Annotated in this window: 11 protein-coding genes; 2 read left to right on the top strand and 9 right to left on the bottom strand. The window is 64.4% G+C overall.

Annotation, left to right across the window (positions count from 1 at the left end):
• Positions 1-11 precede the first annotated feature (11 nt).
• The 8 genes from Q8S38_RS23410 to Q8S38_RS23375 form a co-directional block, all read right to left on the bottom strand.
• Positions 12-2,969, bottom strand: a complete 2,958-nt coding sequence (locus Q8S38_RS23410; RefSeq protein ID WP_305682740.1) for a 2-oxoglutarate dehydrogenase E1 component — start codon at positions 2,967-2,969, stop codon at positions 12-14.
• 124 nt (positions 2,970-3,093) lie between these two features.
• A complete protein-coding gene (gene sucD / locus Q8S38_RS23405) occupies positions 3,094-3,978 on the bottom strand; it encodes a succinate--CoA ligase subunit alpha (protein ID WP_305682739.1) in 885 nt (294 codons plus the stop codon).
• Positions 3,979-4,326, bottom strand: a complete 348-nt coding sequence (locus Q8S38_RS23400) for a hypothetical protein (protein WP_305682738.1) — start codon at positions 4,324-4,326, stop codon at positions 3,979-3,981.
• A 2-nt stretch (positions 4,327-4,328) separates the two neighbouring features.
• On the bottom strand, positions 4,329-5,525 hold the full coding sequence (gene sucC, locus Q8S38_RS23395) for an ADP-forming succinate--CoA ligase subunit beta (RefSeq protein ID WP_305682737.1): 1,197 nt from the start codon (positions 5,523-5,525) through the stop codon (positions 4,329-4,331).
• A gap of 118 nt (positions 5,526-5,643) precedes the next feature.
• On the bottom strand, positions 5,644-6,606 hold the full coding sequence (gene mdh, locus Q8S38_RS23390; protein WP_305682736.1) for a malate dehydrogenase: 963 nt from the start codon (positions 6,604-6,606) through the stop codon (positions 5,644-5,646).
• Positions 6,607-6,867: 261 nt separating this feature from the next.
• On the bottom strand, positions 6,868-7,467 hold the full coding sequence (locus Q8S38_RS23385; protein WP_305682735.1) for a TetR/AcrR family transcriptional regulator: 600 nt from the start codon (positions 7,465-7,467) through the stop codon (positions 6,868-6,870).
• A 209-nt stretch (positions 7,468-7,676) separates the two neighbouring features.
• Positions 7,677-8,855, bottom strand: coding sequence for a cell division protein ZapE (gene zapE / locus Q8S38_RS23380; RefSeq protein ID WP_305682734.1), 1,179 nt, complete (start codon positions 8,853-8,855; stop codon positions 7,677-7,679).
• 842 nt (positions 8,856-9,697) lie between these two features.
• A complete protein-coding gene (locus Q8S38_RS23375) occupies positions 9,698-9,991 on the bottom strand; it encodes a hypothetical protein (protein WP_305682733.1) in 294 nt (97 codons plus the stop codon).
• A gap of 354 nt (positions 9,992-10,345) precedes the next feature.
• Between Q8S38_RS23375 and Q8S38_RS23370 the strand changes: the two genes are divergently transcribed.
• Both Q8S38_RS23370 and Q8S38_RS23365 read left to right on the top strand, forming a co-directional pair.
• Entirely contained in the window at positions 10,346-10,957 is a 612-nt protein-coding gene (locus Q8S38_RS23370) for a hypothetical protein (RefSeq protein WP_305682732.1), read from the top strand.
• A 53-nt stretch (positions 10,958-11,010) separates the two neighbouring features.
• The gene (locus tag Q8S38_RS23365; protein ID WP_305682731.1) at positions 11,011-12,102 is read left to right on the top strand and encodes a helix-turn-helix domain-containing protein; all 1,092 of its coding nucleotides are present in this window, start codon (positions 11,011-11,013) and stop codon (positions 12,100-12,102) included.
• Between the two features lie 353 nt (positions 12,103-12,455).
• On the opposite strand, the gene Q8S38_RS23360 is transcribed toward Q8S38_RS23365, so the two are convergent.
• Positions 12,456-12,566, bottom strand: a 111-nt coding sequence (locus tag Q8S38_RS23360; RefSeq protein WP_305682042.1) for an IS3 family transposase, incomplete at its 5' end; no start/stop codon positions are given.

Here is a 12,566-nt window from a genome sequence, read left to right as displayed (position 1 = left end):
GGGACTGGTCGTCAGCCTGCGAAGGCTTCGTCCAGGAAGGCGTTGAGCTGGGCGAGATGCTTCGACATCAGGCCGGTCGCGGTCGCGGCCGAGGCCGGGCGCCCGACATAGCGCGGCCGCTTCGACTTCGCGCCGGCATGGCCGAGAACCCATTCGAGATAGGGCTCGACGAAAGTCCAGGAGCCCATGTTCTTGGGCTCTTCCTGGCACCAGACCACGTCGGCGCCCTTGAAGCGCGCCAGCTCCTGCGCCAGCGACTTCAGCGGGAACGGATAGAGCTGCTCGACGCGCATCAGGTAGACATCGTCGATGCCGCGCTTCTCGCGCTCGTCCAGCAGGTCGAAATAGACCTTGCCGGAGCAGAGCACGACACGGCGGATCTTCGAATCCTTGACCAGCTTCGTCGTCGAGTTGCCGCGCTCGGCGTCGTCATGCAGCACGCGATGGAAGGTCGAGCCCTCGGCCAGTTCCTCCAGCGTCGAGACGCAGCGCTTGTGGCGCAGCAGCGACTTCGGCGTCATCAGGATCAGCGGCTTGCGGAAGTCGCGCTTCAGCTGGCGGCGCAGGATGTGGAAATAGCTCGCCGGCGTCGAGCAGTTCGCCACCTGCATGTTGTCCTCGGCGCACATCTGCAGGAAGCGCTCGAGACGGGCCGACGAGTGCTCCGGCCCCTGGCCCTCATAGCCATGCGGCAGCAGGCAGACGAGGCCCGACATGCGCAGCCACTTGCGCTCGCCCGACGAGATGAACTGGTCGAACACGACCTGCGCCCCATTGGCGAAGTCGCCGAACTGCGCCTCCCACATCGTCAGCGCGTTGGGCTCGGACAGGGTGTAGCCGTATTCGAAGCCGAGCACCGCCTCTTCCGAGAGCATCGAGTTGATGACCTCGTAGCGCGACTGGTCGTCGCGGATGTGGTTGAGCGAGGTGTGGCGGGCCTCCGTCTCCTGGTCGATCAGCACCGAATGGCGCTGCGAGAAGGTGCCACGCTCGCAATCCTGCCCCGAGAGACGCACCGGATGGCCGTCGAGCAGCAGCGAACCGAAGGCCAGCGCCTCGGCGGTCGCCCAGTCGATGCCCTGCCCGGTCTCGACCGCCTTGCGGCGGTTGTCGAGGAAGCGCTGGATCGTCTTGTGGACGTTGAAGCCCGGCGGCACCGCCGTGATCTTCTCGGTGATCTCCTTGAGCACGGCCGCATCGACGCCCGTGGCGCCGCGGCGCGGATCGTCCTCGTCGGCGCGGATCGCCTTCATGCCGGCCCAGCGGCCGTCGAGCCAGTCGGCCTTGTTAGGCTTGAAGGCCTGGCCGGCTTCGAACTCGATCTCGAGCTTGGCCTTCCAGGCGGCGCGCGCCTCGTCCAGTTCGCTCGGCTGGATCACGCCCTCGGCCTCGAGCTTGGCCGAATACAGCTCCAGCGTCGTCTTGTGGCCGCGAATCTTGCGGTACATCAGCGGCTGGGTGAAGCCCGGCTCGTCGCCCTCGTTATGTCCGAAGCGGCGATAGCAGAACATGTCGATGACGACCGGCTTGTGGAACTTCTGCCGGAACTCGATCGCGACCTTGGCCGCGAAGACGACCGCCTCGGGATCGTCGCCATTCACATGGAAGACCGGGGCCTCGACCATCTTCGCCACATCCGACGGATAGGGCGAGGAGCGCGAATAGCGCGGATAGGTCGTGAAGCCGATCTGGTTGTTGATGATGAAGTGGATCGAGCCGCCGGTGCGGTGTCCCTTCAGGCCCGACAGCCCGAGGCATTCGGCCACCACGCCCTGGCCGGCGAAGGCGGCGTCGCCATGCAGCAGCAGCGGCAGCACCTTGGACCGCTCGACCACGTCGCCGAACTGGTCCTGCTTGGCGCGCACCTTGCCGAGCACGACGGGGTCGACGATCTCGAGATGCGACGGGTTGGCGGTCAGCGAGATATGGACGTTGTTGCCGTCGAACTCGCGGTCGCTGGAGGCGCCGAGATGATACTTGACGTCGCCCGAGCCCTCGACGTCGTCGGGGGCGAAGGAGCCGCCCTTGAACTCGTGGAAGAGCGCGCGATGCGGCTTGCCCAGAACCTGGGTCAGCACGTTGAGGCGGCCGCGATGGGCCATGCCGAAAACGATGTCGCGCACGCCAAGCGCGCCGCCGCGCTTGATGATCTGCTCGAGCGCCGGGATCAGCGACTCGCCGCCATCGAGGCCGAAGCGCTTGGTGCCGGTGAACTTCAGGTCGATGAACTTCTCGAAGCCCTCGGCCTCGATGAGCTTGTTCAGGATCGCCTTCTTGCCCTCGCGGGTGAAGGCAATCTCCTTGTCGGGCCCCTCGATGCGCTCCTGCAGCCAGGCCTTCTGCTCCGGATCGGAGATATGCATGAACTCGATGCCGACCGTGCTGCAATAGGTCCGCTGCAGCACCGCGACCATCTCGCGGATGGTCGCGAACTCCATGCCGAGCACGTTGTCGATGAAGATCTTGCGGTCGAGATCGGCCTCGCCGAAGCCGAAGGCGGCCGGTGACAGCTCCTCGGGGTCCTTGACCTGCTCGATGCCGAGCGGATCGAGCTTGGCGTGGAGATGGCCGCGCATCCGGTAGGCGCGGATCAGCATGATCGCGCGCACGGAATCGCGCGTCGCCTGCTGCACATCGGCCGCCGAGATCTCGACGCCCTTGGCCTGCGCCTTGCCCTTGAGCTTGTCGGAAACGACCTTCTCGACCACGGCCCAGTTGCCGTCCAGCGCCGAGACCAGCTCGCCATTGGCATGAACAGGCCAGTTCGGCTTGGTCCAGGACGCGCCCTTGGCGTTCTGGATGATGGACTGGCCGTCATCCTTCAGCCCGGCGAAGAAGCCCTGCCACTGCTCGTCGACCGACTTGGGGTCGGCCTGGTAGCGGGCATAGAGATCCTCGATATAGGCCGCGTTGCCGCCATAGAGGAAACCCGTCTGCGCGAGAGCCTCGTTGATGTCCTGGCGAGCCATGGTCGTTTCTGCCCTTTTCCTGCCTGCCTAGCGCGTCATGGTCGGCCTTGAGCCGACCATCTCTTCGGGAGTTCCGCGCGTCACGAGATGGTCGGGTCAGGCCCGACCATGACGTGCGAAACCCTCAGCCCTTCAACACCTCGACCAAGGTCTTTCCAAGGCGCGCCGGCGAGGGCGAGACCCGGATTCCGGCCGCTTCCATGGCTGCGATCTTGTCCTCGGCGCCGCCCTTGCCGCCCGAGATGATCGCGCCCGCATGACCCATGCGGCGGCCCGGAGGCGCCGTGCGACCGGCGATGAAGCCGACCATCGGCTTCTTGCGACCGCGCTTGGCCTCGTCCTTGATGAACTGCGCCGCGTCTTCCTCGGCCGAACCGCCGATCTCGCCGATCATCACGATCGAGGTCGTCTTCTCGTCGGCCAGGAACATCTCGAGCATGTCGATGAACTCGGTGCCCTTGACCGGGTCGCCGCCGATGCCGACCGCGGTGGTCTGGCCCAGGCCCTCGCGGGTGGTCTGGAACACCGCCTCATAGGTCAGCGTGCCCGAGCGCGAGACGATGCCCACAGAACCCGGCTTGAAGATGTTGGCCGGCATGATGCCGATCTTGCACTCGCCCGCCGTCACGACGCCGGGGCAGTTGGGCCCGATCAGGCGCGACTTGGAGCCCGACAGCGAGCGCTTGACCTTGACCATGTCCAGCACCGGGATACCCTCGGTGATGCAGATGATCAGCGGGATCTCGGCGTCGATCGCCTCGCAGATCGCATCGGCCGCGCCCGGAGGCGGCACATAGACGACGGACGCGGTCGCGCCGGTCTTGGCCTTGGCCTCGTACACGCTGTCGAAGACCGGCAGGCCGAGATGGAGCGAACCGCCCTTCCCCGGGGAGGTGCCGCCGACCATCTGCGTGCCATAGGCGATCGCCTGCTCGGAGTGGAAGGTCCCGTTCTTGCCGGTGAAGCCCTGGCAGATGACCTTGGTGTTCTTGTCGATCAGGATGGACATCTAGATCTCGCTCTTATGTCGAAGCCCCGAGGGCGCGAATACGGACGCCGCAAAGGGGATTTGCGACAGGATTACAATCAAGACGCTCAGCGAACTTGTGATGAGAAGCGGAAAAGACAGGTCGCAGCGGAACTCGGCATCGGCATAGTTAGCCACACACAGATCACGGTGCGCATCCAGCAGGCCTAACCAAATCAGGCCGACCAGCAGAAAACCGGCGACGAGAGCGAACGCCTTACTTCTGCTCCCCCCAAATTTCCCGACAAGCTGCGGAAGCACACGCAGCAGGACCAGTGACAGCAGAGCTGCCACCAATCCTGAAACGATAAGTGCTCCCGCGTACGTCACGATCAGACCTTCTTGATCGCGGCGACGATCTTCTGCGCGGCGTCGTCGAGATCGTCGGCGGGGATGACGTTGAGGCCGGAGGACGAGATGATGTCCTTGCCTTCCTGGACGTTGGTGCCCTCGAGCCGCACGACGAGCGGGACCTGAAGGCCGACCGCCTTCACCGCGGCGATGACGCCGCGCGCGATCACGTCGCACTTCATGATGCCGCCGAAGATGTTGACCAGGATGCCCTTCACCTTCGGGTCGGCGGTGATGATCTTGAACGCCGCCGTCACCTTCTCTTCCGAGGCGCCGCCGCCGACGTCGAGGAAGTTCGCAGGGCTTTCGCCGTAGAGCTGGATGATGTCGAGGGTGGCCATGGCGAGGCCGGCGCCGTTGACCATGCAGCCAATCGTGCCGTCGAGCGCGATATAGGCGAGGTCATACTTCGAGGCCTCGATCTCCTTCTCGTCCTCTTCCGTCGTGTCGCGCAGGGCGACGATCTCGGGGTGACGGTAGAGCGAGTTGGAATCGAACGAGATCTTGGCGTCCAGGCACTTGATCTGGCCCGCCGTGGTCACGATCAGCGGGTTGATCTCCAGCATGTCCATGTCCTTGGCCACGAACGCGGTGTAGATCTGCGCCAGGACGGCAGCGGCCTGCTTGGCCTGGTCGCCCGACAGGCCCAGGATGCGAGCCATGCTGCGGCCGTGATGGGGCATGATCCCGGTGGCGGGATCGACCGAGAAGGTCTCGATCTTCTCCGGCGTGTCATGCGCGACGGCCTCGATGTCCATGCCGCCTTCGGTCGAGATCACGAAAGCCACGCGCGAGGTCGTGCGGTCGACCAGCGCCGACAGGTAGAACTCCTTGGCGATGTCGGAGCCGTCCTCGATATAGAGGCGGTTGACCTGCTTGCCGGCCTCGCCGGTCTGCGCGGTCACCAGCGTGTTGCCGAGCATCTCCTTGGCGTGGGACTCGACCTCTTCGACCGACTTGGCGAGCCGGACGCCGCCCTTGGCGTCGGGGCCGAGCTCCTTGAACTTGCCCTTGCCGCGGCCGCCAGCATGGATCTGCGACTTCACGACGAAAAGCGGGCCGGGCAGCTTCTTGGCGGCCTCGACGGCTTCCGCAACCGTCAGCGCCGGGAAACCGGCGGAGACGGGCGCGCCGAACTCCTTGAGGACGGCCTTGCCCTGGTATTCGTGGATGTTCATGTGCTCGGTTTCCCTGAAGCGAAGGTTATTTGGGCAGTCGGCAATCGGCATTGGGCAGTGAGACAGTGAGCCATCGCATGGTCACGACGGCTCACGGCCCCTCGCCGACTGCCCTAGATCACGCCAGTGACGAATCGATAGCCTTGCAGGCCTCGATCAGGCCCTGCACGGACGCCACCGACTTCGACAGCATCTCCTGCTCGGTCTTGTTGAGGCGGATCTTGACGACGCGCTCGACGCCCTTGGCGCCGATCACGACCGGCACGCCCAGGAACATGTCGCGCACGCCATACTGGCCCCGCAGCGCGGCCGCCGCCGGCAGCACGCGCTTCTGGTCCTTGAGATAGCTCTCGGCCATGGCGATCGCGGACGCGGCGGGCGCATAGAAGGCCGAGCCGGTCTTGAGCAGGTTGACGATCTCGCCGCCACCCTTGCGGGTCCGGTCGACGATGGCGTCGATGCGCTCCTGCGTCGTCCACTTCATCTTGATCAGGTCGGGCAGCGGGATGCCGGCGACGCCGGAGTAGCGCACCAGCGGCACCATGTCGTCGCCATGACCGCCCAGCACGAAGGCCGAGACGTCCTTGACCGAAACCTGGAACTCGTCGGCGAGGAAGTGGCGGAAGCGGGCGGAGTCGAGCACGCCGGCCATGCCGCAGATCATGTTGGGCTTGAGGCCCGAGAACTTCTGCAGCGCCCAGACCATCGCGTCGAGCGGGTTGGTGATGCAGATCACGAAGGCCTTGGGGGCATAGGTCTTGATGCCCTCGCCGACGGCCTTCATCACCTTGAGGTTGATGCCGATCAGGTCGTCGCGGCTCATGCCGGGCTTGCGCGGCACGCCGGCGGTGACGATGATCACGTCGGCGCCCTTGATGTCCTCATAGGACGAGGTGCCCTTGTAGGCCGCGTCGAAGCCGTCGACCGGGGACGACTCGGCGATGTCGAGGCCCTTGCCCTGCGGGATGCCGTCGGCGATGTCGAACAGCACGATGTCGCCGAGTTCCTTCAAGCCGGCGAGATGGGCGAGCGTGCCGCCGATCTGGCCGGCGCCGATGAGGGCGATCTTCTTGCGGGCCATGGCCTAGTCCTTTGTCCTGACGCTGCGAAATGCCGGAGAACCGGCGAAACCGTCGGCTCCTTTGGCCCAAATGGCCCTTTTGCCGCAACCCTGACGCGCTGGAGCCGGACAGGCCCGCGCCAGCGCCACAGCTGCCGAAGCGTCACCCGCGTCGCCTGACTTTTCAAGGACTTGGCGGGATTTGCCCCGAATCCTGCCCCAGAATGGCACGAGACAGCCACAATGACAATTTACAGAAGATGTAATTCGTCACAGGATTTTTCAGACCAGACCGCTGATCAGCACCCGCAGCGAGACCCGGATCAGCGTCGACAGGCGGATGTCGATCGAGGCCTGCGGCACGTCCGATTCCAGCTCCAGCGCCGCAGGATGGATGAAGCGGTGCGTCGCGTCGATGACGAAGGCGATCGCCCGGTCGCGGTCGCGCGGCTCGAAGGTGCCCGACGCGATGCCCTCGTCGATCACCCGCTCGAACAGCGCCCGCACCCGGGCCCGGTTGCGCCGGCTGATCGCATGGCGCTTCGCCACCGCCTGCGACAGGGCCGCAAACAGCTGCGGCTCCTCGGTCAGCAGGTCGCGATTGGCCTTGGCCAGCGCCAGGATCAGCCGCTCGAGCTTGTCGTCGGCGGGATCGGGCCCATCGGCGATGTCGGCGAGCCGCCGCTCGGTCGCCTTCAGCCAGACATCGACCACGGCATCGACCAGCGCCGCGCGCGAGGGGAAGTAGCGGTAGACATTGGCATGGGTCATGCCCGCCTCTTCGGCCACCGCGACGACCGTGAAGCGCTTCAGCCCGAACCGGCGCAGATGCTCGCTGGCGACCGTGAGGATGCGGGTCTCGCTCGGCTCGCGCAGGGTCATGGCGCTATCGGGACCTTTGACCGAAACGCGCCGTCATCCCGGGCGCAGCCCTCGGGTCCGATCTACGATCGGCCCAAGGATAAACTCCGCGCAGATCCGGGATCCATTCCGGAGCGTTCATCGGCCAGGCTCCGGAATGGATCCCGGATCGGCGCGGCTTCGCCGCTTGTCCGGGATGACGGCGGAGGGATGAAAGCAACGGTTTCACCTCACGTCTCCACCAGCCCGCCGCTGTCGCCGCTCGCCGCCGAATCCGCCCTTCCATGCGGCAGGCGCAGATAATCGTCCGAACGCATCTCGATCAGCCGCGACACCGTGCGGTCGAATTCGAAGGCCTCGCGCCCGGTGGTGGCGCGGTAGAGTTCATGCGGCTCGGCCTGGGCGGAGGCGACGAGCTTCACATGATGCTCGTAGAGCGTGTCGATCAGGATGATGAAGCGCTTGGTCTCGTTGCGCTGCTCGTCGGCGAGCACCGGGATGTCGTCGAGCACCAGCGTGTGGAAGCGCTGCGCCAGGGCGATATAGTCCGAAGCGCCATAGGCCTTGCTGCAGAGATCGCCGAAGCCCGCCCGTGCCACGCCGGCCGCCGCCTGCGGTACGACGAGGTCGTGGCCCTTCACGTCGATGACGAGGCGCTGCCCCTTCGTCGCTCCGGAAAGCTTGCGGAAGGCGTCGTCGAGCGCGGCCTCAGCCGCCGCATCGGCCGGCACGCGGTAGACCGGCGCGCCGCCGAGCTTCTCCATCCGGAAATCGGTGCGCGCCTCCAGCTTGAGCACCTCGACCTTCTCGGCCAGCAGCGCCACGAAGGGCAGGAACAGCGCCCGGTTCAGCCCGCCCTCATAGAGCCGCGACGGCTCGACATTCGAGGTCGCGACCACCACCACCCCGGCCGCGAACAGCGCCGTGAACAGCCGCCCCAGGATCATCGCATCGGCGATGTCGGTGACGGTGAACTCGTCGAAGCAGAGCAGCCGGGCCTCCTTCGCCAGATCCGCCGCGACGGGTCCGATCGGATCGGGGTCCTTGACCTCGCCGGCCTTGAGCTTCTGGCGATAGGCGTGGATGCGGCCGTGAACATCGGCGAGGAAAGCGTGGAAATGCACCCGCCGCCGCAGCGGCATCGGCACGGAGTCGTAGAACAGGTCCATCAGCATGGTCTTGCCGCGGCCGACCGAGCCCCAGATGTAGAGCCCCTTGGGCACGTCCCTGGCCGCCGCCTTCTTGCCGAAGAGCCAGCCCAGCGCGCTGCTCTTCTGCGCCAGCCGTTGCGCCGCCAGCGTCTCGGCCAGCGCCGACAGCCGCTTCACCACCACGACCTGCGCCGGATCGCGCTCGATCGCCCCGGATTCGACCAGGGCGGCATAGCGTTGGGAAAGCGTGGCGGTCATGGCAGGGTCTTCGGGCGGGCGCTCGGAACCTCCCGGTTACGGCAGCCCCGCCGGCCCGGCAAGAGCGGAGGGGCGGTGCGCGCCGCTTCCCCTCTCATGACCAGCCCTCTCCCCCGCGCGGTCATCCCGGACGCAGCGAAGCGGAGATCCGGGATCCATGCCTGACCCGTTCCGGAATGGATCCTGGATCGGCGCCGCTGCGCGGCTTGTCCGGGATGACGGCGTATGTCTGAACCTGTGTCACGCCCCGACCGACGCACCGAAACCCCCGGCCGGCTCACGCCGCGGGGTTTCGGGCTCTCCAAGGCGTATCCGAGGGGATGCGCGGGACGGGGCGGCGTCGCAGTCGACGGCTGCGTGCCGATGTCGATGTCTGTGTCGAAGCAGCGCCAACAGCCGCTACCCCGTCCCGCACGCGGGTCTTTTGTGCCGACCAGATCGCCTTCTGGTTATCCGTGTCACAGGTCGCGCGGCCTGACTCACCCGCGCGATGGCGATCTGCGCCTCCGCCGTCTTTGGCCCGCAACGGCCTCGAACGACGAAACCCGCAAACCCCGCCCGGCCGCACGATGCCTCGCGACAGCCCCCTTGGTCGGGCGGAGCGAGGGGAGAATAGGCACGGGTGCGGGGGACGGGGATAAGATTGAAGGGAAGCGCAACGCCACTTCCCTTCTCCCGGATGGGAGAAGGTGGCGCGGAGCGCCGGATGAGGGCCTGCGGCTTCAGGTCGAAGCGCGACGGCGCCGTGCCGTTTCAATGAGCAGCCGCGGTCCCTCATCCCTGCCCTTCTCCCATCCGGGAGAAGGGTTCCCCGCGCCCTGCCGTCACGGGGCACCCGCCCCTCAACCCCGCCCGGGGATCATCCGGATGGCGTTGCCGAGATGGGTCGCGCAGCCCTTCATGTCGTCCTTGGCCATCCGGTCGGTGGCGAGGGTCAGTTCCTTCATCGCGACCGCCTTCTTGTCCGGGTCGGTGATCTTGGCGGTCTCGGCGTTCATCTTGGACAGCTCGACCGTGCTGCAGGTGGTCGGCGGCAGCGGCGTGGTGTCCGGCGCCGCCGGCGCGGTCTGCGCCCCGGCCGGCGACAGCGCCAGCACGAATCCGAGCGCGGCGAGGGTTAGGGTGGTCCTGAACATGGTTTTATCTCCCTGACGGGGCCGGAAGGGCCCTTTCGCGGGAAACAGAGCGTGGGGAGGATTGTTCCGGGTGGCGCAGGCTTGGTGCGGAACCTCGACGCAGAACCCTCTCCTGTAAGGAGAGGGCAGGGTGAGGTGTAGGCCGTCCGTCGCAGAGGGCGAGCCCTCCCCGCCGGCTGCGGTTGGCTCGACGCCTTACGGGTCGAGGGGCCGACACCTCTCCCCTGCCCCTCTCCTTACAGGAGATGGGTTCCCCGCGTTTTACCGGATCCACGAAGCACAGCTGGCCGCTTGACACACGCCAGTTCGGTTGACATATTCAGATAATCGCCCGGACCTTAGGAGAAGTAGACAATGCTGCCTTGGGACTACCACCCGGAGTTAACCAAAGACCGGCTCGTCAAGGTTGCGCAGTTGCTCGCTATCGGGCGCGGCAACGCAGTTGACCGCTTCGATCCGGCTATCGGCGACGATAACTGGACGCTCGGAGTTTGCGCGTACAATTTCGGCTGCTTCCAGATCATCCAGGTTGCCGGCAAACCAGGCTTCGAGTGGCTGGCGGTGATTGATCCCAGCAAACATTTCCAATTCAGCGTTGGGGGTGTCCCGATGCGCTTCTGGCGGGGTGACCCCGTAGAACCTACGAGCAAAATTTCATCGGCGACACCCCGAGAACAGCTTTTGCTCGACTTAGAGCCCGACATCCTAACCGCTGGCGTACTTTTTCGACTCGGCGTGACGACTGACCTAGATGGTTCGCTGCTGGACGCCAGCTTTGTTGCCCTACGAAATAAACAGCCTGAATTGGTTTGGCCGCTTCCGCTCGCTGACGCAGCCCCCCTCATCGTGTCGATTAGCGACGCCCGGCCTGAGGGCCTCGAGCTTCCTCCGCCATTTGTCGGAGATCCTTCGGACAAAGCCGGCGATCGTATTGACGAGACCGACTCCGCCCCCAACAGAGCTTGAGTGTGACAATTAAAGGAATAATGCCGGGCCAACGCTCGGCATTAAATGCGCAAATGTTCTATGGCGACAAACTACGACTGGCCCGACTTGTTGCTGGGCTCTCGCTTGATGATCTGGGTGGGCGCGTTGCGGCCAGCCGACAGTTTATTCATCAGCTTGAGACGGGCGCAAAGGAACCCACAGTTGAAATGCGTGAGGCTTTGGCAGCCGCGCTTTCCGTAACTTCGTCATTCTTCTCACTTCCCGCGGGAAACCCAGTACGGGAAGAAGATTGTCATTTTAGACGGCTGGCAAGCGCGCCACGCGGACTAGTTGCGCAAACGGTAGCTCGCGGTACGGTTCTAGAGTCATTGGTCGATGCACTAGAAGATCAAGTGCGGATGCCCAATGTAAACTTCCCAGACTCAGGGCGCCCAGCATCACCGGACGCAATTGAACGTACCGCTGAATACACAAGATTGCACTGGAGACTAGGACTCGATGGCCCGATTACTAGTATGATGCGTGTGGTAGAGAATGCTGGCGCAGTCGTAGTCAATTTCGATGACCTCACGGATCGGATCGACGCGCTTTCTATATCTCGGCGGCGACCAATCATCGTTCGATCGATGGCCAAAAATGCGGGCTCCCGCTTGCGCTTCGACCTCGCTCACGAAGCTGCTCACATCATCATGCATCAGGGGATTGTAACAGGCGACAGCGCCACGGAAGCGGAGGCCCATAGATTTGCTGGCGCATTCTTGATCCCGCGCGCCGCTTTCGCGCGCGAATTTCCAAGAGGCAGAAGGACGCTCGACTGGAATGCGCTGTTCCAAATGAAACTTCGCTGGAAAGTATCAGTACGCGCAATCGTCCGTCGCGCGCTTGATTTAGGAATAATTGATGCAGCGCAGTACAGGACTGCAAATATACAACTTGTGAAAACAGGGCAATCTAAAATTGAGAAATATGATGAAAACATCACACTCGAAGAACCGGAGCTACTAAACGCAGCCATTAATTGGATCACCAACCGCGACATAATCTCAATTCATCAGACAATCACAAGCGTTGGAATTACACCGGAACTATTAGCAAACATAACAGGCCAAAGAATACCACTCTTACCGGAAAAAATTGCGCTTCTGAGCCTCTCAAAAAATTGATAATTAACCCCTGCTCTCCACATCGCTCATCGTCCCCAGCCAAGTCCGCGGGTCCCCCCTCTCCCGGATGGGAGAGGGGCAGGGGTGAGGGACCGCCGCTCATCGCTTAAACGTAACGGAGCCGTGGCGCCTGTTTGCTGCGACGGCAGGCCCTCATCCGGCGCTCCGCGCCACCTTCTCCCATCCGGGAGAAGGGAAGAGTCGTTGCGGATGTGGAGAAGGGCGCGGGGAACCCCTCTCCTGTAAGGAGAGGGGCAGGGGAGAGGTGTCGGCCCCTGGACCAGCGGGGCGCAAGCCTCACCGCTGCTGACGCGCGAGCCTCATGGCCTGCTGCCGGTTTCGTGGACGGTCAGTTAAGCTAATCCCACCTTCATTTCGAACTCGGCCGGGCTGAGATAGCCGATGGCCGAGTGCCTGCGGATCGTGTTGTAGAACCTCTCGACGTAGTCGAACACATCTGCCCT

Origin of the sequence: Allobosea sp. (assembly GCF_030695125.1) — a bacterium.
In the GTDB taxonomy this organism is placed as follows: domain Bacteria; phylum Pseudomonadota; class Alphaproteobacteria; order Rhizobiales; family Beijerinckiaceae; genus Allobosea.
This window is presented reverse-complemented; position numbering and strand designations above follow the sequence as displayed.